Genomic DNA, 22366 nt, shown 5'->3' with positions numbered 1-22366 from the left:
TTTTTTATTCACCATCTAATATTTTTTGAATCTTTAAGTTATATTCAAAGAGTGTAGAATCAATATCAGCATTTTCTAGTATCATTTTTTCAATTGCCTCTGTTAATACCGCTTGAACTTTTGGCCATGCTGGAATAGAAGGTACGGGTTTTGCGTATGTGTTTTGTTCGTAGAAAACCTTATGCATGGGATGATCGTTAAACCATGGATCTTTTCCCGCTTCAACATGTGATGGGAATATTGCTGGCCAAATCATGGCAACTTCCATGGCAATATCAGGTCTAATTAAAAATTCTACCAATTTTTGTGCGGCTTCTTTATTTTTTGAATGTTTCATTATTGCAAGAACTTCTGCTCCTGCAAAGGATGCATGTGTACCGTACCATGAGGCGGGCTTCGGTATAAATACAACGTTAAAAGGTGTTTCAGGATAATTTGTTTCAAGATAGTCAATATCCCATGCACCACTTACGTACATACCAATCTTTCCTTCACCAAATGCTTTGGCAAGATCTGCTTGTTTCGTCTTAAGAGAATATTTGGAGAGTGCTTTGTAAAATTGTGCTGTTTCTTCTACTTTACACGATGTTAAAAGTGCCCTTTTTCCATCTTCAGAGATTATATCTCCTCCAGTTCCCCATACCGCAGGTAAGAACCATTGTTGCCATGGACTGTAGCTTTCACCTGCTGGCATACCAAATCCGTATATTTCATCACCTAGCGCGTCAATTTTTTTGGATGCTCTGTATAGGTCTTCCCAAGTTTCAGGTGGAATATCTGGATTTAAACCTGCTTTTTCGAAAAGTTCCATGTTGTAAAAGAGTGCCCTTGTTCCAAGAAGCCAAGGAACTGCCCAATATTTTCCATGATATTTTACCGTATCCCAACCTACATAGTTTTTCCCATATTGATTGTAGAATAAATCCATGTTTTCAAGTGCATTTCTTTCCGCAAAGTTTGCAACCCAAGTGTTTCCCAGTTCTACTACATCTAGTGATTCCCCTCCTGCAATTGCTGTAACTATTTTGTCAAAACCATTTGCCCAAGAAAGTTGTACGTATTCTACTTCGATATCTGGGTTTTCATCCATAAATTTGTCCAAAATCATCTTTGCATGTTCATCGTTCATCATAAATCCCCAAAATGTAAGCTTGGTTTTTGCAAAACTAAATACAACGATCAAAGCAAAAAAGATGACAAAAAACTTTTTCATAACGATCCCTCCCCTTTTAAAAGTTTAAGCGCATGGTATATGGAAATTAGTTTTGAAGAATTTAAAACAATATATTCATTAGTGTTTTTTATTTTATCCCTTAAAAATACGTATATGACCCTTTTTGAATTTATTTTCTTTATTTTATCTAATACGAAATATACCACCGTATCTTCTAATGAAATATTGTCACTTTCTTTGTATATTTTTGCGTTTGGAAATTCATCTAAAATTAGCTTTTTTAAATGTTTTAAATCGTTTTTGGACGTGTCTGCAAGACTCAAGTTTTTCGGAGATGGTATTAAGAATATAGGATTTTCTATAGGGGGCTTTACGTTAAAAGTTATTGCTTTTTTCGCAGCATGTGATAAAAATCTGGTGGGATAGGTTTTTTCAACGTATTTTTTCTTTATCTTTTCGATCTTCTTGATTTTTTCGTTTAAAAGTTCTTTATCTAATTCTCCTGTTTTAACCATTGAAATGAATGTATCGTAAAAGTATGAATAATTTTCAAAATCTCCTATTAAAATAACATCTCCTCCTGCTTCAAAGAATTTTTTTATTACTTCTTTTGGTGTATGATTCTTGTACAATGCTTTCATTTCAAATGCGTCTGAAATTACCAATCCTTTGTACTCAAATTCTTTTTTTAAGATATCGGTGATTAATTTTTTTGAAAGAGTTGCTATATTTTCATTGTCTATTTTTGGATAAAGTACGTGTGCTGTCATTATAAAATCTACATTTGAAGAAAGATTTTTAAAGAGCATCATATCCTTGTCATATTTTTCAAAGTTTTCCACTATAGGAAGGGTGTAATGTGAATCTGATTTTGCCTTACCATGGCCAGGGAAGTGTTTTAAGGTAGGTGCTATGTTGTTTTCAAGAAGACCTTTGATAAATTCTTTTGCCGATTTTTCCACAATTTCGTGTTTATCTGAAAACGTCCTAAAACCTGTCACATGACTTGATACATTATATTTTACATCTAAAACTGGTGCAAATACCATGTTAAACCCATGCAACTTCAACATATTTCCCAGGTATTTTCCATAATTGTATGAGTAATTTGTCTTTCCAAGTGCTATATTTCCTGGAGAGGGAAATATATTTGGTACAGTTTCAAGTTGTCCACCTTCGTGATCAGAAGAGATAAAAAAACTATACCCTTTTTCAAATAATGAATAAATTCTTTCTATATTTATTTGAAATGTATAAATGTCTTTCATATTTTCAGGATATAAGATTATTCCACATGGATTTGTTTTTTCAATAATGTTTTGGTTAAAATTATTTTGAAAACCAATAAAAAATAAATTGCCAAATTTATCCATTAGGTCACCTTCTTTAAAAAATATTTTATTCCATCATCTGTTGAAAAGATGTTTTTTAGAGTTTTTATTGCAACACCTTCTGCATTTACAAATTTTTTTCCATTTTCAATTAATATATCAAGTTGTCTTTTGTTTTCAAGATATATTTCTTCTTTAATGAAATTTTTAAGCATTTTTATTTGAGGATGTAAGGTTATGTTTCCACCAATAACGACTAGCTCTGGATCAAAAATACTCGTTAAAAATGCTATTTTTTTTGAAATAAATTTTAAAAAATCCTTAATGTCAATTAAGGTAAACTTTGAAAAAGAAAGCCTTTGATCAATAAGCGTTTTACTTATTTTATATTCACCTGAGAGATGATTTGTTCCATACACAGGTAATCCATTGATAATAATACCTACACCAAATCCAACAGGTTCGTTTATAAAATATGGGATTGATAGTTGAAAATATAGGATGGAGTTTTTTAATAGGGAATATTTTAAAGCACCGCATATGGCGTCTTTTTCCACAAACGTAGGAATTGAAAAGTGCTTGTTGAAATTTAAGTTTTTAATGTTTAATGCTTCAGAATATACCACAGTGTTATTTTTAACAATACCTGGTATTGAAATTCCAATGGCGATTATTCCTTCGTTTTTTAAAACGATTCTATTTATTTCATCTATTATATTTTCGGAGGATATTTTTTTTGATATTTTCCTTTTAAAGATTATTTCTGAAAAAAGATTTGTTTTAATATACTCAATTCCATCTTGCTCAATAGATATGCCAAGTATATATGATAAATCTTTATTAAAAGAATATACTACGGTCTTTCGCCCACCTTGTGAGGATGCAGGTAATTCCTTTGTTTTTACTAGAATATTTAAATTCCTTAGTTTTGCAACGTTTCTCGAAACAGTTGATTTTTCAAGGTTTAATTTTTCAGAAAGTATTTTTGCAGTAACAACTTTTTCTTTCCAAGAAAATTCAATAATTTTTTTCAGCGATTTTGTAACCATACTCCCCTCCTATTAGTTGGTTGTTTCAATCAACTAACTAAATTATATAAAAAATGAAAAATAATTCAAAAGATAAAATGAGCAAAATATATTCAATTAAAAAGGAAAAATGAAAAAAATCTTTTAAAAACAAAGATTTGCAAAAAAATTCCCCTCAAAAGAGGGGAATTTCTTATTACCACCATTTTTGAAGATCGAATGTTAACACAAGCTTATCAGAATCTTTAGAAACTTCTGGTAAATTCTTTTGAACTTTATCAGCCTCTACATCTCCGCCGGTATATTCGATCGTAAATTCATAAACTCCATTGGTTCCGCTACTTGGAGCAGTTAAACTAAAACTACCTGGAACATTGCTTAAATAACCTGCGTTTTTTAGTTCTTTTAAAGTTAACTCTGAAATATCATCAGGTGTTTCTGTGTTAAACCAATTTTCAACAGCAGATTTGATAGCTTTGAAATTTTGAGCTACTTGACTTGCCTTTGCAGCTTTTACGGCGTTGAGTGCAAGTGGTGTTGCAACGGATAGTAGTGCAGCTATAACTGCCAGAACTATTAAAAGTTCTACAAGTGTAAATCCTTTTTTCATCTTCATACCTATCCCTCCTAAATTTGATTTTGCTATTTTATTATACCAAACAATTATCATTTCTTCAAGTTTTATTTTGTGTTAATAACAAGTTTTTGTGTTTTTAAAATTTATAATAAAATAAGTATTTATCAATTATTTTATACGCTTTTTGCGCATAAGTTTAATAATATTATTTTGAAAAAATAGTATATTTGTTTAGAATTTTGATTGATTTTTATATTAATTTTAAATGCTAACAAAAATGGAAAAAGGATAAGTTTTGAGGTGGAAATTGTTTTAAATTGGGAATAAATGTGATTTTTGAGGTTTTTATTAAGCTATATAGATGTTAGAATATAACTGGAGTAAAAAGAGTGGGAGGGATGCTTGTGTGGGAAAATGTAAAGAAAGTGGATCCAGAAATATATGATGTTATTTTAAATGAATGGGATAGGCAAGAGTATGGGCTTGAACTTATTGCTTCTGAGAATTTTACATCACTTGCAGTTATTGAAGCAATGGGTAGTGTGTTAACGAATAAATATGCAGAAGGATATCCAGGTAGAAGATATTATGGTGGTTGTGAGTGGGTAGATGTTGCGGAAAAGCTAGCAAGGGATAGGGCAAAAGAACTTTTTAATGTAAAATATGCAAATGTCCAACCGCATTCTGGATCACAAGCTAATATGGGTGCTTACTTTGCGGTTTCAGAACCTAAAGATACAATTATGGGAATGTCTCTAAGTCATGGAGGACACCTTACCCACGGTGCATCCGTTAATTTTTCAGGTAGAATATACAACGTTGTTCCGTACGGTGTTGATCCAGAAACGGAAGTTATAAATTACGATATGGTAAGAGATTTGGCAATTAAGCATAAGCCAAAAATCATTATAGCAGGTGGGAGTGCGTATTCAAGGATAATAGATTTTAAGAAATTTAGGGAAATTGCAGATGAAATTGGAGCATATTTAATTGTTGATATGGCGCACTTTGCAGGGTTGGTTGCAGCGGGACTATACCCAAATCCAGCAGAATATGCACATATAGTTACAAGTACTACTCACAAAACTTTGAGAGGTCCAAGAGGTGGAATGATTTTAACAAATGATAAAGAAATTTATAAAGCGATAAATAAATCTATATTCCCTGGAATTCAAGGCGGACCTTTAATGCACGTTATTGCTGCAAAAGCTGTTTGTTTCAAAGAAGCACTAACAGAAGAGTTTAAAGAGTATCAGAAACAAGTTGTAAAAAATGCAAAGAAATTAGCAGAAGAATTGGAAAAGAGAGGACTTAGAATTGTTTCAGGAGGAACCGATACACACTTAATGTTAGTGGATTTAACCCCACTCAATGTTACAGGAAAAGCTGCGGAAATTGCACTTGGAAAATGTCATATAACTGTGAATAAAAACACTATTCCAAATGAAACAAGATCCCCATTTGTAGCAAGTGGTATAAGACTTGGAACACCTGCTTTAACTACCAGGGGAATGAAGGAAGAAGAAATGGAGGAAATAGCAGAACTAATAGTTACCGTTTTGAAAAATGTAAAAGATGAAGAAGGAAATGTATCTGATGATATTGTTGAAAAAGTACAAAATAATGTAAAAGATTTGTGTAAAAGGTTCCCGTTGTACGAAGGTAAGATAAAATTATAAGGCCCCATCCAAAGGATGGGGTTTTTTAAAGTTCTTTAACTTCTGATATGGGATAATCAATTTCTGAAAGTTTTTCTTTAACCTTTTCAAGGTTATTTGTTTCAATTTCCACGATTTTTTCTTCTAAGTTAATTTTAAAATTTTCTTCACTAATTTCTTCTAAAGCCTTTGAAATCCTCATTACGCAGTGTTCACAAGACATATTTGGTACATTTAAAATGTATTTTCTCATAAAAACACCTCCTTTATGTACAACAAATCAATTCTTAGTTAATGATTTTAAGTATCTTTTTTCGTTGATTTTCGAGGAATTTAATATAACAGTTATAGAACTAAATGCCATTGCTGCTTCTGCTATGGCTGGATGGAGGAACCCCATCATTGCCATTGGTATTGCTATTATATTATAGAAAAATGCCCAGAATAAGTTTTGTTTTATTATACTGAATGTTAACTGTGAAATTTTTATTGCATCCACTATCTTTGAAATTCCTTCTTTTGTAATTATTATATCTGCGTTATCAATTGCAAGATCCGTACCTGTACCTATTGCTATTCCTACATCTGCACCTTTTAGTGCCGCGGCATCATTCATGCCATCTCCAACCATTAAAACTTTTCCACCTTTTGCTTGGTATTTTCTGATTATATCCAATTTTTCTTGTGGTTTAACTTGTGCATAGATTTTATCAATACCCACCTGTTTTGCAACAATATTAGCCGTTTTTTCGTTATCTCCTGTGACCATGATAGGTGTAATTCCCATGTCTTTTATCATCTTAACTGCGTTAAGAGAATCAGGCCTTATTGGATCAACAATTGCCAGAAATCCATGTGTTTTGTTGTTGACTTTTACTTCGACAACTGTATATCCTTTTTCCAATATTTTTGAATAATTTGAATAATCTTGTGGTTTTCCCACAAAATATTCTGTGTTATTTACAAAAGCTTTAATACCTTCACCGGGTATTTCTTCAATTTTTTCTATTTTGATGTAGTTGTTGGTAAGCTCAGATATTGCTTTTGCAAGGGGATGATTTGAGTTTTTTTCAACTGATGCTATTACTTTCAAGGTTTCCTTATCCAAGTTGTGCTTTATAACTTTTGGATGACCTTCAGTTATTGTTCCAGTCTTATCCATTAATACAAATTTTACGTCTTTCATCGTTTGAATAGCTTCTGCATTTCTAATTAAAAGACCCCTTTTTGCTGAAAGTCCCGTTCCAGTTATCAATGCCATAGGGGTTGCAAGTCCTAATGCACATGGACATGCAATTACCACTGTTGCAACAAATACAAATATTGCAAAAGAAACAGGGTTATTGGTGTTTAAAATCCACGGAAGATAATTACTTGCTTTTTCGATAAATGGGTGAAATGTTTCAAAACCAAAATACCAGAATATACCACTAAATATGGCAAGGGAGATGATTACCGGTACAAACCAATTTGTTATTCTATCTGCAAGGGCTTGGATGGGAACTTTTGCACCTTGTGCTTCTTTAATGAGATTTATCATTTGAGAAAGAAATGAATCTTCTCCTACTTTTGTAGCTTTTATCTTTATGGGACTTGTAAGGTTTAAAGAACCACCTATGACTTCATCGTTTTCTCCTTTTTTAGACGGCATAGATTCTCCAGATATCATAGATTCGTCAATACCAGATTTTCCCGAAATTATTACACCGTCAACAGGAATTCTCTCACCTGGTTTTACTAGGATAATCATTTTTTCTTTAACTGCTTCTATTGGAAGCATGAGTTCTTTGCCTTCAATAATTACTCTTGCCTCTTTTGCTTGAAGTTTTATAAGACTTTTTATTTCTTTTGTGGCTTTATCCCTTAAATAGGATTCTATAAATCTTCCAAGTAAGTGAAAGGATATGATCATGCTTCCAATGGCTCCAAAAGAACCTATTTTAAGTCCAAAAAGTGAAAGTATAGATGTTAACCATGCAGTGGTAGCACCAAAAAAGATCAAAGTGTCCATGTTGGTATGTTTATGCGTAAGCGCAATCCACGCACCTTTTATAGTATCTCTGCCAGCATAAAATGTTACTATACCGCCAAAGATAACTTCCATTAATGTAAAATATGGAATCTCCCTGAAAAACATATTTATTATCATCAATATGGATAGGGGAATAGTGAGCAAAAGTGATATAAATAGGTTTTTCTTTATTTTTTTGTATCTTTTTTCTTCAATTTCTTCTGGTGATTTATCCGTTATTCCATATCCAACACTTTCAACTATTTTTTTGATCTTTTCTATATCTAAATTTTCTCCCACAACAAATGCCGTGTTTGTTGCAAGGTTTACCGCCGCAAATTTTACATCTTCTGATTTTAGAAGTGCCTTTTCAATTGTACGTGCACAATTTGCACAAGTCATACCCGTTATTGTAAAGGATTTTTTCTCTTCATTTTTCATAGTCTCGCCTCCCCCACCCCGTCATAGGGGGTATACTTATATTATACACTTATTTTTTTTTTGGTCAAATAAAAAGGTGCGCAATACAATTGATAATGGATGGAGTTTGTATCCTAAATAAAATAATAATGTATTTATTTTGTTAACATATTTGGAGTTTTTAAGATTTACTCGAGTTTGACAAAAAAGTGTGACATACTTTTGATAAGAATGGAAATGAAAATAAGATTTGTAATAAGCATATTGTAAATGATATAATTTTATACAAGAATAATTTATTTTTGAGGTGATATAATGTCAAAGAAAAGTTCTATTGTTGCAAAGGGAGTAACCTTAATAGGTATTGGTGTGGGGTTTGTATTGCTTAAATACTCACCATATTATTTTGTTGCATCAATTATGATTGGAATTGGAGCGGGCTTGCTTATAGGTGCTATTTTAGATAGGGATAATTAATTTTTTAAATAAAAAAACAAATTTTTTATGTATATAAATAGTGTAATTTTTCGCAAATAATAATATACACAGGTGTAGTTTGTGTTTTTTGACAAGTGTGTATATAGTACTTTTAATAAAAAAAGCGGGGTTGGTATAATAAAGTTTGGAGGAAAAACATGTATTTTGTAAGTTCATATGATGTAAATCCAAATGTGATTAAAAAAGATAAAGGTAAGGTTCTATTACAGTCAAATTACCCATGTGAATATAAAGAATCTTCAAGATTACCTTTATACTTGTACGAATCGAAAAATAAAATAAAGGGTGTGCTTTTATTTATCCATGGGCTTGGAACAAATAATTTAAAGTATTTAAAGTGGTTTCCAAGGAATTTTTCAGAGTTTGGATATAATTCCGCATTAATGGTTTTACCTTATCATTTTGAGAGAACACCTAAAGGTTATAAAAGTGGGCAGTTATTTCTTTCAACAACGGACAATCCAACTCTTAGATCACGTTTTGAACATGCAGTTGTAGATGTATTAACATCTCTAAATTATCTAAAGAAAGTATATGGTAGAGATATATACCTCATGGGATTTAGTTTTGGTGGAATGGTTTCTACAATAGCTGCTAGTTTTTCCAGAGATATTAAGGGACTTTCGCTATGTGTAACAGGTGGAAATTTTTATTACATAACCTGGAAGAGTTTTGTGACAAAGGTCCTAAGGGTTCAATACGAGCAAAACAAAGAATGCAATCCGCAAAAATGTGCAGATTATCACGGCAAAGAATTTCTAAAATATATCTCAAATTTAAAAACTCCTGCTATTGAAATAGACTCAGCTCCCATTGCATGTTATGAATATGATCCAATTGTATTTGCGAAATTTGTTACAGCACCGGTTATAATGTTTAGGGCGCTCTTTGATGTGTTTATTCCTAAAAAATCTACTGTTGAACTTTTTAATAATTTTGGCAGTTTAAAAAAAGAAATACATAGCTTACCAAGTGGACATCTTTCGTCGTATATATTTAAAAAACGCATATTAAAACTTACAATGCGTTTTTTTGAAAATTAAAAAGCCTCTTGATATTCTTTTAAAAGTGATTCTATTAATTCTTTTACAGATGTTATTTTTTCTATTCTATAGGCATTAGCACCGGCAAATGCAAAACCTTCACTTAATATTCCTTTTTTTGCGTTTGTTAAAGCATGTGCAATACAATACGGTGCTTTTCTAAAGTCACAAGTTTTAAGACATTTCCACAAGCATTTTATTGGTTTTTTAAATCCATTTGATACTTTTTCAAGAAACTCACTTTTTATAGCTCTACCTGGGAGTCCAACAGGACTATCGATTATTATTAGATCTTCTTTTTTACATTTTATGTAAGCTTCTTTGAATTTTATATCGGCGTCACATTCGTGTGTTGCGACAAATCTTGTAGCCATTTGTACTCCACTTGCCCCCATTTTTATGAATTTATAAATATCTTTTCCCGTGTAAATTCCCCCAGCTGCAATTACCGGGATTTGTTTGTTAAATTTTTGTTCGAAAGGTTTTATTGTAGATATAACTTCTGGAAGAATTTTTTCCAGAGAGTATTTTGGATCATTTATTTGTTCTTTTTTAAAACCAAGATGTCCCCCGGCAAGTGGTCCTTCCACCACTAGTGCGTCTGGTATGTGGTTGTAATGTTTGGACCAGTAGTTGAAAATTGTTTTGGCTGCTCTTGCGGAGGAAACTATAGGTGCAAATTTTGTTTTAATTTTCTCCAAGGATAATTTTGGTAAGTTTAAAGGTAATCCTGCTCCCATGAATACAATATCTATTCCTTCTTGTATAGCGGTTATCAATAATTCATTGAAATCTGAAAGTGCAACCATTATATTTACACCAATTATCCCCTTTGTCATTTTTCTTGCTTTTCTTATTTCCTTTTTTAATGCTCTTTTATTTGCTTCCTTTTCGTTTGTGTCAAAATCTGCTTCGAACATACCTATCCCGGCAGCTCCAATGACACCAATACCACCTTCGTTTGCCACAGCTGATGCTAGTCCTGATAAGGAAATTCCTACACTCATCCCCCCTTGTATAATTGGGATTTTTGCTTCAAGTTCCCCTATTTTTAGTATTGGAATTTTATTCATATATATCCCCCCCTTTTTTAAAGTCAGAATGTTAGAATACTATAACAAAGTTAAAGTAATTAAACTTTACTTTATTCTATCATATTTTTTGGGATACGTAAATGCATATGAAAAAATATGATGGTATAATTTTTAGTGGAGGGATTCTTATGAGAAGATTGTTAAAAAAGATGTTTATAGTATTTTCCAAAATTGTATTGCCGATGTTTTTTGATAAAAAATATTTAAGAGGAAGATGGTTTGAAAATTCAGTTAAGGGATGGATTTGGGCTTGGAGAAGTGTTTGGTTTCAAAAAATATTGGGATTTAATAGAAATGTTCCATGGCCAGTTTCTCATCAAATAGTTGTAAATAGAGCCGAGGATATAGTTTTTGATGTTAACGATTTGAATAATTTCCAGAGATTTGGAAATTATTTTCAAGCTGGTTATGGAAAAATAATAATAGGAAAAGGTACATTAATTGCTCCAAATGTAGGTATAATTACGGGAAATCATAATCCATGTAATTTAGAAAAACATTTACCTGGAAAAGATGTGATAATTGGTGAGAAATGTTGGATAGGAATGAATGCTGTTATATTACCAGGAGTTGTACTGGGGCCTAGAACAATTGTTGGAGCAGGAAGTGTTGTAACAAAAAGTTTTCCAGAGGGATATTGTATAATAGCGGGAAATCCTGCAGAAGTTATTAAAAAATTAGATTGTAAAGACTAAAATATGCGTAACAAAGACTTATATGAAATAGGGCTATTTGCAATTTTTTATATTGTTGCATATTAAATGAGCTTATATAGATAGTGTATTGATAAAGGAAGGGATTAAAGTGAAACGAAATGAAATGCTTGATTTTGTTATAACGAACTTGGAAAAATTAAATGAAAATGAACCAGTATTGGGAAAGGACGAGTATTTTAAGTCAGAAAAGTTAGAATATCCAGAAGTATATGCAATGATCGTATTGAGTTATTATTATCTTTTTAAGAAAGAAAAAGATAATAAGTGGAAGAAAAAAGCTGAAAAATTTATAGATAGATTAATTTCATTGTCTATAAAAGAAGATAATACAATTTGTTGGGGATTACCATATGATTGGGGAGTAACTGAAAAAAATGATGGATTTTTAATTACGACGGTATTTTCTTTACGGGCTTTAGCAAAGTGGAATAGTGAGTTTTCGTATAAATATTCAGATGTTATAGAGAAAGCGATAAATTGGATTTTTGGATTACTTTATTACGATGAAAATATCAAAGAAAATGCCTTTTATTATTCTCCAAAGTTAAAAGAAAATATTTATAACGCTACTTCCCTTGCTTGTGGTATATTATTAGAATCTGGGCAATATCTTTGGAAAAGGCAAAAAGAAAATTTAATCAGTGTTGTAATGGGATTAATAAAGGTACAAAATAAAAAAGGATTTTGGAAGTATTCAATAAATAATCCTACAGTTGATTTATTACACCAATCATATACATGTGAAGGATTGCTTTTATCGGCATCGCGGTTGAAAAGAGATTTGAAAGAAAAAGTTTTGAAATCAGCGATTAAAGGCGTGGAATTTATGGATAAATACATGTTTAATTCTTATATTGAAACATATTTTTTCAGGTTATTCGATAATGTAGAATTTGGTGTAAAATTAAAACATCTTTTGTTTAGAATTTTTTTCAAGAAAAAATTTAGATTATCAAGGGCTTGGAGTTTTGGTGCATTCCTTCGAGTTCATACTTTACTTGAGGCTTTTGGTATCACTCTTCCGATAAAGTTAGAGGAAATATTGAAAACAATTGAGAGTCAACTGTTTCAAAATGGGAACTTTAGATATAATAAACTGGATGATAGTGTATATATTAGGCAGCAAGCACATGTTTGGTATTCACTGGTTAATTATTTATATTTTAGAGATATGGAGGAGCATATGTGTCTGTAAAAAAATCTAGTTCTATTTTGTTTATTTCGAAAGTTATAAAAACCGTATTTGATATAGCTTCAATAATGCTTTTATCTCGATTGTTGTTTGTGTCAGATTACGGTATATACAAGCAACTTATGCTTTCTAGTCAACTAGTTATTAGTATTATGATTTTGGGAGTTCCAAATTCAGCTTTGTATTATTTGTCTAACAAAAGAAAGAAAGAGTATTTGGTAAATTTATATTTTACGTTATTTTTTCTTTCGATTTTGGTAATAATAGTTTCTCCGTTTTTGGCAATGTTGTTTGACATGAATTTTAAAGTGGACTTCTTTAGGAAAAATATTTTCATTGTAGCTTTGATTTATTCGTTGGGAATTTTTTCTTCTGCATCTGAAAATATATTGGTTGCTTTAAACAAAATAAAAAGTTTGATAATTTACACCATTGTACCTACTGTTTATTGGTTTATTGGGTTGTTATTTTTATTGTTTTACGGTAAGTATACAATATACATGATTTTTGTGCTTTTTATTTTTAGGTATGTTTTAAATATTGTTTTATTGATACTTTCAACTTGTGATATGATAAGGTTTGAATATACAAATTTAAAAAGAATTAAGGATATTTTGATTTTTGGTATTCCTATAGGTTTTTCAACAATTTTAGGAATGTTAAATAAAAATGTTGATAAGTTGGTGGTTGGTTATTTTGTCGATAACGTAAATTTCGCTATTTTTTCAAATGGAGCATACGAGATTCCTTTTTTATCCCTTTTGACTTCCTCACTTTTTACTGTTTTGGTACCTGAATTAAAGAAATTAAATGACTTAAAAAATATTTCAAGTATAAAAACATTATGGAATCGTGCGGGAAACGTAATGATTCCAATAATGGTTTCTCTTGCTAGCTCATTAATATTTTTTGCTAAACCTTTTGTGTTGTTTATTTTTTCGGAAAAGTATTTAGCATCTGTTCCATATTTTAGAATTTATCAAACTATACTATATTTTAGAATATACGTATATGGATCCATTTTTGTTGCAACTAAAAATAGTAGGATATTTTTATTTAATGCCATTTATTCGTTGATTTTTAACATTGTAATGGACATATTTTTAATTATGAAAATTGGCCCAATTGGTGCGGTTATTGCAACTGTTTTAACAATGGTATTTTTAGTTATTTTACAGTTAATTAATATAAAAAATATATTAAAAATAAAGTTTTCAGAAACGTTTCCTTGGTTTAATTGGATTAAGTCGATAATTGTATCTTTGATGATCAGCGGTAGTTTATATATACTTTATGATATTACTTCTAGTGGGGTTTTTGTGGGATTATTATTTATGTTTTTTTCGTTTGTACTTTCGTTTTTTATTTTGTCGTATATGGTAAATAATGAAGTTTTGAATTACATAGTATATGTTTTAAAAAAACTGACAAGAAAATAAGAGGTGAAAATAGTGAAGATTTTTATTGTAGGATATACACATACGAAAGACGATAAAAGAGTTTTTAAAACAGTAGAATTATTATCAAAAAAACACGAAGTTATTTATCAGTATCTTTCAACTGATAAAGAAGAAAGTTATAGAAAGAACAATATAACTTATATTCCTTTGAAAATTTCAAATATACTTGGGCGAAGAACAAGGTTTGAAAATATCAAGAATTTAGTTAAATTTGATAAAAAAATAATAAACCTTATAAAAAATGTAGAGTATGATATATTATATCTTCACTATTTTTTAGTTATGTTTCCTTTAAAGGCTTTTAAAATAGCAAAAAAGAAGGGTAAGACAGTAGTATATGATGTACATGAATATCATCCAGAAAATCACCTTAAAAATTTCAAAGGAGTAAAAAAAACTTTAAAAGAAAATTTTATGTGGTATATTTTGAAAAAACAATTTTTTTTGTCTGATAAATTGATCTTTGTATCTAAAGAAATGCAATTGGACATGTTTAAAAAAACAGATGTTAAAAAACCCTATTTGATAGTACCAAACTATGCTAATATTTTGTTAAAATCAAAAAAAGTAAAAGAGATAGCATTTGTTGGTAAAACACCAAGAAACATTAGATTTGAAAAAGAGATAATAAAGAAACTATTTTCATTTGGTTTTAGTTTTAAAATTATAGGTATGGATTCAGAATATTTTAAAGATATTCCACATGAGTATACGTCGTTTTTACCTTATGGAAAGATGATGAAAGAATTATCAAGGGCTTCATTTTCTTTAATTTCATACAAATCGTTTGGGAGTGAAAAAAAGAATTATCAGTATTCCTTTCCTCACAAATTTTTTGATTCTATAGCGGCGAATACACCAGTTATCGTAAATGAGAGGTTTATATCAATGTCTAAGGAAGTAAAAAAACATGGTTTAGGAGTAATAATAAATCCGGAAAATGTGGAAAAGTCCGTAGATAAAATAGTTAATGCATATGAAAATTATGAGGTTATTTTGAAAAATATAGAAAAGTATAAAAAGTTATATGTTTGGGATAAAGAAAAAGAAGAAAATTTTGTTAATTTTGTTACTAAATAAAATGGAGGGTTGATATGGAGTTAATATTTATAGCTCTTGACATTAGAGATGATGCTTCAGCAATTGGACCTTCTATGAAGATAAGGCAACAATGTGAAGCTTTCGAAAATAATGGTTTTAATGTTCATGAGTTAATAGTGAAAAATAATTCTTTGTATATCAGAAATAAGGGAGAGATGAAAAAAATATATGAATTTAGTTATAGAGATATTTTGAAAAGGGAAGAAAATATTATCTTAAGAAAATTAAAGTTTGTTCGTAGGTTGAACCATATTTTTAATGTTTTGATAAAATATGTAGAAAGTGAAAAAATTGAATTTGCATACGTTAGGAATCTTCTTCCTTGGAATTATCTTTCGATAAAGTTTATAAAGCAATTAAAAAAATTAACAAAATTTGTTATTTTAGATGTCCCTACATATCCTTACAAAAAAGAACTTTCAAAGATTAATTTGGTAATTGATAATATATTTAATAGATTTGTTGGAAAAAATATAAATTTAGTTGTAACTACAGCCGATATTGAGAAAATATATGGAGTTAGAACAATTAAAATAACAAATGGAATAGATGTCAAAAAATATAAACTGAAGAAGAACATAAAAAAAGATGGCGAGTTTCATTTAATAGGTGTGGCAAATGTTTCATTATGGCATGGATATGATAGAGTAATAAACGGTCTTTATGAATATTACAAAAATGATCCGAGAATAAAAGTTATCTTTCATGTTGTAGGAGAAGGAAAAGAGCTTTGTAATCTGAGAAGATTAGTAAAAGAAAGAAATTTAGATACTTATGTTATATTTCATGGATTTAAAACAGGGGATGAATTAGATAATTTGTATGATATTAGCGATGTAGCAGTAGGTTCGTTGGGATTACATAGAATAGGACTTTTAAAATCCAGTGTTTTGAAGGTAAGAGAGTATTGTGCAAGGGGGATACCTTTTATCATTTCGTCATATGATGAAGATTTTGATAGAAAGTTTGAATTTATGTTAAAATTTCCATCTGACGAAACCCCTATAGACATAGAAGAAATATTAAAATTTTATAAAAGGATTAAAAGTAAAAATTATAGCCTGTTTATGAGAAAATATGCTGAAGAACATTTAAGTTGGAATAATAAAATGGGAAAATTATTAAAAGAAATAAAATAGTTAAACAAACTCTTGAAGAAATTTATATTTTTCTTCAAGATTTTTTTCAAGAATATAATGTTTTAAGTATAATTCTTTTGATTTTCTCTTCATTTTGTTAATTTTATTTTGGTTTAAATTTAAGAATGTTTCAATAGCAATACTTAAAGATTCTGGTGTTAAATTCTTAACTAAGATGGCGTTGTAGTTATCTACAGCTATTTCACTTACCCCTCCAACATCTGTGGCTATTATAGGAAGAGATGCGGCACAAGCTTCCATTAGTACAACTGGTAATCCTTCACTTCTGCTTGGAAGTATAAAACAATCAGCATTTAAAAGCTCTTGTGGTATTTCGTTCCTAGTTAACCATTGGTTTAACTCGACAAACTTTTCTAGTTTGTATTTTTTTATAGATTTTAAATATTTTCTATAATATTTTCCTCTGCCAAATATTTTAAAATGTACATTTTTAATATTCTTTTCGTATACAAGGTCATATATTGCTTTGAGTAATATATCAATTCCCTTTAATGGTATGTAACCGGAAATGGACAGAAATTGTTTTGTATTTGAGTTTTTCTTTGTTTTTTTTTGATTTTCTAATTTATTATAAAAATTAATACTAACTCCTAATCTAAAAACTTTAACTTTTTCTGGAATTAGGGAGTATTTTTTTATCAGAAACTCCTTGTTTTTTTTTGAAACGGTAAGTATAAATTTTGCTTTTTCTAATATTTTTTTTTGTGGGGGATAAATGTAGATATCGGAACCATGTCCTTGGCAGATAAAGTTATTTCCATTTAGTATGTTGATATAGTACGCTATTATTGTGGCTCTAGAAAGCCAATATGAAAAAAGTAATTCGGATTTTTCTAATTTGACATTTCTCAATATACTTAATGCCATAAAATAGGAATATAGATTCCTTAGAAATTCTTTTGGATTCTTATCAAAAACATATTTTAAGCTTTTAATATATTTTTTTCGAGATTTATTTTTGGGAAATAAAAATTCCAAAATTCCTTGGAAAATGTTAAGATAAATTACATTTTGGATATGGTTTTTAGTTTTTGAAAAACTCAAAATTTTTATATTGTCGAAGTTTTTTAGTGCAAATTCCATTTCCTGAGAATTGAATGTTTCGTATTTTTCTGGATATGAATTGGTTAATATGTATATTTTTTTCATATTATCCTCCCGTTAAAAACTTTTCAAATCTATTTGCCAATACGTCCCAGTCTCTGTATTTTTTTATATATTCAATGTTTTGTTTACCAAAAGCTTTTAAGTTGTAGTTTTCGAAGTTTTTTAATGCGCTCTTGAATGATTCGCAATTGTCAAAAAATATTGCTCCTCCTGATTGCTTTAAAAATAAATTCTCTTGGTTAACACTCAAAATTGGTTTTCCACTTGCCATATAGTCCAGTAATTTGTTAGAACTATACGCAGGGTATTTTATATTGTCAAACGATTTTAATGAAAAAAGTAAAATGTCGCTTTTGGTTTTTAATAGATAGGGGATACATTTTTTCGGAATAGGTTCAAAGAAATGAATATTTTTTTCTTTGCCGGCTAATTTTATCAGTTTTGATTTTTCTGAACCGCTACCGACAAAGATAAAGGAGAATTTTTTCTTTATATCTTTTTCGAGTTTTTTTATACATTTGATGACAAATTCAAGATTATTTGAAGGACCATGTGAACCAGTGTATACAATTTTTATGGTATGCTCCTTGATATTTGAAAATAACTTATCAACTTCTTTACACTTTTTAGGATTTTCAAATAAGTAAACCGAAGTCCCATTTGGGATTATTTCAATGGGTACTTTTTTATTTATTTTTAAATTTCTAATATGTTCGTTGATAAAGGGAACAAGCGAGATTATTCCATCTGCTTTTTTGTAATATTTTTTTGCCATATATCTAAACAAAATTGATATAGGATGTTTTTTAGAAATGAGTCCTGATGAGATAAGATCATCTGGCCAAACATCTCGGATTTCAACAAAGAATTTTGCGTTAAATTTTTTTGATAAAACATATCCCAATTTCCAAGAAAAAGGGTGAGGAGATGATGCAATTATAACGTCATATTTTTCAGAAGATAGCCTTTTTAATCCGTTTTGATAGTAATCATATGAAGATAAGAATCTTTCTACACCATTTCCTTTATATTTTCTAGTTTTAATAACCTTAAATGAAACACCTTCTTTGGAAAAATCACCACCTTTTAATGTGTACCAATCTTTCTTTAAAAGGTGTGAATAACTTCCAACAGCAATTGTTACATTGTGATTTTTTAAACGTTTTGCAAGTTCAAAATGTCTTGTTTCGGCGCCGCTAAATTCTGGGATACTCGCATAGTGGTTTAATATTAGAATATTCATTCTATCACATCCTCTTTAAAGATCAAAAGCTTCAACGTGGTAGTTTTCCTTGATAGTTACAACGTAAAATCTAATTTCTTTTTCAAATGCGGCATTTACAAAAACAGTATGGTCATTTTCAAATTTCCCAAAGGATTCATGAATATGCCCAAAACAGTGAAGGATAGGTTTTTTCCACGAAACAAAATTTTTAATAGCAATACTTCCAAAGTTTTTCCCACGTGCATTATCTAGTATTCCATGAGGTGGAGCATGCGTTATAAAAATGAAAGGTTCTTCTGTATCAACCTCTCTTAAATCTTCCCATATGGTTTCTTCTGATACCTCTCTGTATGTTCCAAAACTTGTTGGAGGAACTTTGTCGTAAGCAAAAATATTTAATCCGTTTAATTTCATTTTTCCCCTTAGCATTCTTTCTCCATTGTAATCAAAAAGATCATCGTTTCCCAAAATAAAATATCCGTTGATTTCATCCATAAGGGGTAAAAATACATTTTCAAACCATTCTTTCTGGACTTTTTTTCTGTCTTCTCCGTAATTAATAATTTTGGGTGTTATGTCACCACAAACTATTGTTAAGTCAAAACATTTCCCGATTATCTTTAATTTTTTCACGGCTATATATGAGCCGTGTATATCTGCTGTGAGAAGTATATTCATAATATCCCCTCTTTTGTAATATATCTCTTTAGATGTATTGCTATTAACTTTGATTATCAAAAAGAATTTTTAAAATGTCTTTTCTTGAATTTCCAGTACCATATATATCTTTGGGGTAAATTGTTTTTGTTTCTTCAAATGTTTTTTCATACAAGTTATTTTCGTTTGCAAGTTTGTTCCAGCCAAATTCTACTAACTCTCGCCATCCTGTATCAGGCATTAAGACTATTGCTTGCTTTTTTGCAAAATAAGCTTCTTTCTGCAATCCTCCACTGTCGGTTATTATTTTCCATGAATTTTTTACTAGACCCATTAAATTTAGATAATCTAACGGTTGGATAATTGTTATATTTTCTAAATAATTTTCAAGACCAAACTCGACAATTCTTTTTTTTGTCCGCGGATGTATAGGAAAGATTATTTGTCTTTCTTTTGCTATTTTGTTTAAACTTTCAAGTATTTTTTTTAGTTTTTCTCTGTTATCAACATTAAAATCTCTGTGAAGTGTTAAAACAATGAATTCGCTTTCTTTTAGTTTCAGTTCGTTAAGTATTTCGTCTTTAAATTTTGGTTCCATTATTTTGTACAAATCGTACATAATATCCCCAACAAAATGAACACCGTTTGTTATGTTTTCTTTTTTTAAATTTTCAACTGCAAGCTTACTTGAGCAAAATAAGTATTTCGATATTCTATCGGTCAATACTCTATTGATTTCTTCAGGCATATCCTTTGGCTCTTGTCTTATACCTGCTTCAATATGTGCTATAGGTATTTTTAATTTTGCACCTACTATTGCTCCTGCAAGTGTAGTATTAGTATCTCCATAAACAAGGATAACGTCTGGTTTTTCATTGATAACCACTTTTTCAAATTCAATCATTATTTTTCCCGTCATTTTTCCATGATTTCCAGAACCTACATTTAAGTAATAATCTGGATTTTTAATATCTAATTCTTTAAAAAAAACATCTGACATATTAAAATCATAATGTTGTCCAGAGTGAACTAGTATTTCCTTTATTTTATACTTTTTCAATTCTTTGTGTATAATTGCTTCTTTTATAAACTGTGGTCTTGCTCCAACTAATGAGATTATTTTCATAGCAATTCTCCTTTCTACTGTGCTAGAAAAATTATATCATATCTTTATTTTCGGTTTAAAAAGAGGACTTTAAGAGAAGAAAAGATACCGGTAAATATGAGTAAAGAAGTATGCAAAATCTTAAAGAGATGCAAATAAAATATAAGTCTATGTACAGAGAAGATATGGAAAAGAAAAAGCATAAAATTTTTAAACAACAAACGAGAATTTGAACTATCCTATTTTATAGTTTTATTTCTTCCTTGTTTTTTGGCTTTGTATAGCTTATTATCTGTTTCATTTAAAAGCTCTTTAATTGTGTTGTATTCGTTTATATTTCCCACACCTATACTTATTGTAAGTTTAATGTTTTCCGGAAATTCCGTATTTTCCACTTTTTTTCTCAATTTTTCTGCTATGTTATAAGCGTCTTGTAAGTCTGTTTCTGGAAGAATTATTAAAAATTCCTCTCCTCCCCATCTAGATGGTATATCGGTTTTTCTTAATGTATTTTTGAATATATTTGCGAGTTTTTTTAACACTTTATCTCCAACAAGGTGACCATATGTATCGTTGATATTCTTAAATTTATCTATATCTATCAAAAGAATAGAAAAAGTTTTTCCATATTTTTGGAAATTATAGTATACTCTATTTAATTCTTCGTCTGTTTTATGTCTATTATACAACCCTGTTAGTTTGTCCTTAATTGATAATTCTTTAAGTTTTTCGTTTAGCTGTGAAAGTTCTATATTTTTCTTGTAAAGTTCAGTTTGTGTTATTTTTTCAATTTCGTTTGCGATAATTCCTATTTCGTTATTTGGATAATCTGTTTTTTTTAGTTTTCTATTATTTGTTATATTAATAACGTTTTCTTTTAAAGAGATAAGTGGATTGATAATCTTTTTTCTTGCAATAGAGCTTATCCACATTCCCATAAATATAGATGTTATTATTACAAAAGAAAATGCAAAAAGAATTTTTAAGAAAATTTTTAAGAGAATTTCCCTTTTATCAACAGCAGTAACAACAATCCAACCTACAGTTGGAAGGTTTGTGTAATAGGCTATTTTATTTTGGTTTTTGAATTTATATTCGAATTTTCCAAATGCATATGAGAATTTTATGTCCGTATTCGTTAAATCATTAAACTTTTTAAAAAGAAGAGATTTTTTTGGATGGAAAATAATTATCCCATCTTTAATTATATAGCTGTACAGACTTTTGAAATTTTCGTCTTTTTTATTTATAAGTTGATTTATTTTGTCTAACTTGGTATCTATTGATATTACTCCGGAGATCTTTTCGTTGTGATATAACGCTTTACTAATGGATATCAACCATTCACCTGTTTTTATCTCTTTATACGGTACCCCTTTTGAAGTATTTGGAGCGTTGATAACAGCTTCCACATACCAAGGTCTTATTCTTGGATCAAATCCTATAGGTGGAGTATAACCATTTATGATTAGACTGCCGTCTGAATAACCAGAATATATGTAATTTATATTCTTATCTTCTTCTTGTACTTTTTTGTATAAATATTGTACCTTTTTTTTAGATATATCGTCTTTTGGATATTTTATTTCATCAATTTCACTCAATGTATTTAATAAAATTAAAAATTTTTGGAAATAACCTTCAATGTAATTTGAAATTGCACTATTTTTTTGCATTATTATTCTCTTTGTATAGGAAAATTCCGAATCAAATAGAATGATGACAATGAATATTCCAAAAATTAATGTTATAATAATGCTTAAAATAACGGAAAAAAAGAAAAAATCCCTTTTTATACTTTTCGACATT

The 22366-nt window shown here is 29.6% G+C and carries 20 protein-coding genes; 8 read left to right on the top strand and 12 right to left on the bottom strand.

Annotated features, from left to right (window positions below):
- Positions 1–4: 4 nt before the first annotated feature.
- The 4 genes from AS157_RS03645 to AS157_RS03630 all read right to left on the bottom strand — a co-directional run bounded on the left by AS157_RS03645 (position 5) and on the right by AS157_RS03630 (position 4143).
- Complete coding sequence (locus AS157_RS03645) at positions 5–1213, bottom strand: extracellular solute-binding protein (protein ID WP_077289340.1); 1209 nt, start codon at positions 1211–1213, stop codon at positions 5–7.
- The gene (locus tag AS157_RS03640; protein ID WP_077289341.1) at positions 1210–2547 is read right to left on the bottom strand and encodes a glycoside hydrolase family 3 N-terminal domain-containing protein; all 1338 of its coding nucleotides are present in this window, start codon (positions 2545–2547) and stop codon (positions 1210–1212) included. Before AS157_RS03640 ends, AS157_RS03645 begins: the two co-directional genes overlap by 4 nt.
- Positions 2547–3554, bottom strand: coding sequence for an ROK family transcriptional regulator (locus AS157_RS03635; protein WP_077289342.1), 1008 nt, complete (start codon positions 3552–3554; stop codon positions 2547–2549). Before AS157_RS03635 ends, AS157_RS03640 begins: the two co-directional genes overlap by 1 nt.
- Before the next feature lie 175 nt (positions 3555–3729).
- The gene (locus AS157_RS03630) at positions 3730–4143 is read right to left on the bottom strand and encodes a type II secretion system protein (protein ID WP_214494968.1); all 414 of its coding nucleotides are present in this window, start codon (positions 4141–4143) and stop codon (positions 3730–3732) included.
- A 371-nt stretch (positions 4144–4514) separates the two neighbouring features.
- Between AS157_RS03630 and glyA the strand changes: the two genes are divergently transcribed.
- Positions 4515–5789 carry a serine hydroxymethyltransferase gene (gene glyA / locus AS157_RS03625; RefSeq protein ID WP_077289343.1) on the top strand — a complete coding sequence of 425 codons (1275 nt, stop codon included), beginning with the start codon at positions 4515–4517 and terminating at the stop codon, positions 5787–5789.
- A 25-nt stretch (positions 5790–5814) separates the two neighbouring features.
- Here the strand turns inward: glyA and AS157_RS03620 are convergent, their stop codons facing one another.
- Both AS157_RS03620 and AS157_RS03615 read right to left on the bottom strand, forming a co-directional pair.
- Positions 5815–6021, bottom strand: a complete 207-nt coding sequence (locus AS157_RS03620) for a heavy-metal-associated domain-containing protein (RefSeq protein WP_077289344.1) — start codon at positions 6019–6021, stop codon at positions 5815–5817.
- 27 nt (positions 6022–6048) lie between these two features.
- Positions 6049–8220, bottom strand: coding sequence for a heavy metal translocating P-type ATPase (locus AS157_RS03615; protein WP_077289345.1), 2172 nt, complete (start codon positions 8218–8220; stop codon positions 6049–6051).
- Between the two features lie 294 nt (positions 8221–8514).
- Between AS157_RS03615 and AS157_RS03610 the strand changes: the two genes are divergently transcribed.
- Entirely contained in the window at positions 8515–8676 is a 162-nt protein-coding gene (locus tag AS157_RS03610; RefSeq protein WP_077289346.1) for a multidrug transporter, read from the top strand.
- Between the two features lie 158 nt (positions 8677–8834).
- Entirely contained in the window at positions 8835–9740 is a 906-nt protein-coding gene (locus AS157_RS03605; RefSeq protein WP_077289347.1) for an alpha/beta hydrolase, read from the top strand.
- Here AS157_RS03605 and AS157_RS03600 read toward each other — a convergent pair.
- Positions 9737–10813: an NAD(P)H-dependent flavin oxidoreductase gene (locus tag AS157_RS03600; RefSeq protein ID WP_077289348.1), complete on the bottom strand. Its 1077-nt coding sequence runs from the start codon at positions 10811–10813 to the stop codon at positions 9737–9739. The genes AS157_RS03605 and AS157_RS03600 overlap by 4 nt on opposite strands.
- 149 nt (positions 10814–10962) lie before the next feature.
- Between AS157_RS03600 and AS157_RS03595 the strand changes: the two genes are divergently transcribed.
- From AS157_RS03595 to AS157_RS03575, 5 genes are all read left to right on the top strand, one after another.
- The gene (locus tag AS157_RS03595; RefSeq protein WP_077289349.1) at positions 10963–11529 is read left to right on the top strand and encodes an acyltransferase; all 567 of its coding nucleotides are present in this window, start codon (positions 10963–10965) and stop codon (positions 11527–11529) included.
- 109 nt (positions 11530–11638) lie between these two features.
- Positions 11639–12745 carry a hypothetical protein gene (locus tag AS157_RS03590; RefSeq protein ID WP_077289350.1) on the top strand — a complete coding sequence of 369 codons (1107 nt, stop codon included), beginning with the start codon at positions 11639–11641 and terminating at the stop codon, positions 12743–12745.
- Positions 12736–14181 carry an oligosaccharide flippase family protein gene (locus tag AS157_RS09710; RefSeq protein WP_214494963.1) on the top strand — a complete coding sequence of 482 codons (1446 nt, stop codon included), beginning with the start codon at positions 12736–12738 and terminating at the stop codon, positions 14179–14181. The genes AS157_RS03590 and AS157_RS09710 overlap by 10 nt, the downstream gene beginning before the upstream one ends.
- A 12-nt stretch (positions 14182–14193) precedes the next feature.
- On the top strand, positions 14194–15282 hold the full coding sequence (locus tag AS157_RS03580) for a glycosyltransferase (RefSeq protein WP_077289352.1): 1089 nt from the start codon (positions 14194–14196) through the stop codon (positions 15280–15282).
- A gap of 14 nt (positions 15283–15296) precedes the next feature.
- Positions 15297–16442: a glycosyltransferase gene (locus tag AS157_RS03575; protein WP_077289353.1), complete on the top strand. Its 1146-nt coding sequence runs from the start codon at positions 15297–15299 to the stop codon at positions 16440–16442.
- On the opposite strand, the gene AS157_RS03570 is transcribed toward AS157_RS03575, so the two are convergent.
- The 5 genes from AS157_RS03570 to AS157_RS03550 all read right to left on the bottom strand — a co-directional run bounded on the left by AS157_RS03570 (position 16443) and on the right by AS157_RS03550 (position 22365).
- Positions 16443–17612, bottom strand: coding sequence for a glycosyltransferase family 4 protein (locus tag AS157_RS03570; protein WP_077289354.1), 1170 nt, complete (start codon positions 17610–17612; stop codon positions 16443–16445). It abuts the gene before it with no gap.
- Between the two features lies 1 nt (position 17613).
- Entirely contained in the window at positions 17614–18813 is a 1200-nt protein-coding gene (locus AS157_RS03565) for a glycosyltransferase family 4 protein (RefSeq protein WP_077289355.1), read from the bottom strand.
- Between the two features lie 15 nt (positions 18814–18828).
- Positions 18829–19473: a metallophosphoesterase family protein gene (locus AS157_RS03560; RefSeq protein WP_214494962.1), complete on the bottom strand. Its 645-nt coding sequence runs from the start codon at positions 19471–19473 to the stop codon at positions 18829–18831.
- Positions 19474–19516: 43 nt separating this feature from the next.
- On the bottom strand, positions 19517–20578 hold the full coding sequence (wecB, locus tag AS157_RS03555; RefSeq protein ID WP_077289357.1) for a non-hydrolyzing UDP-N-acetylglucosamine 2-epimerase: 1062 nt from the start codon (positions 20576–20578) through the stop codon (positions 19517–19519).
- A gap of 218 nt (positions 20579–20796) precedes the next feature.
- The gene (locus AS157_RS03550) at positions 20797–22365 is read right to left on the bottom strand and encodes a sensor domain-containing diguanylate cyclase (RefSeq protein WP_077289358.1); all 1569 of its coding nucleotides are present in this window, start codon (positions 22363–22365) and stop codon (positions 20797–20799) included.
- Position 22366 lies beyond the last annotated feature (1 nt).

The sequence above is a fragment of the Thermosipho sp. 1244 genome (assembly GCF_018588215.1).
In the GTDB taxonomy this organism is placed as follows: domain Bacteria; phylum Thermotogota; class Thermotogae; order Thermotogales; family Fervidobacteriaceae; genus Thermosipho; species Thermosipho affectus.
Note: the sequence above shows the minus strand (reverse complement) of the source record. Positions and strands in the feature narration are given on the sequence as shown.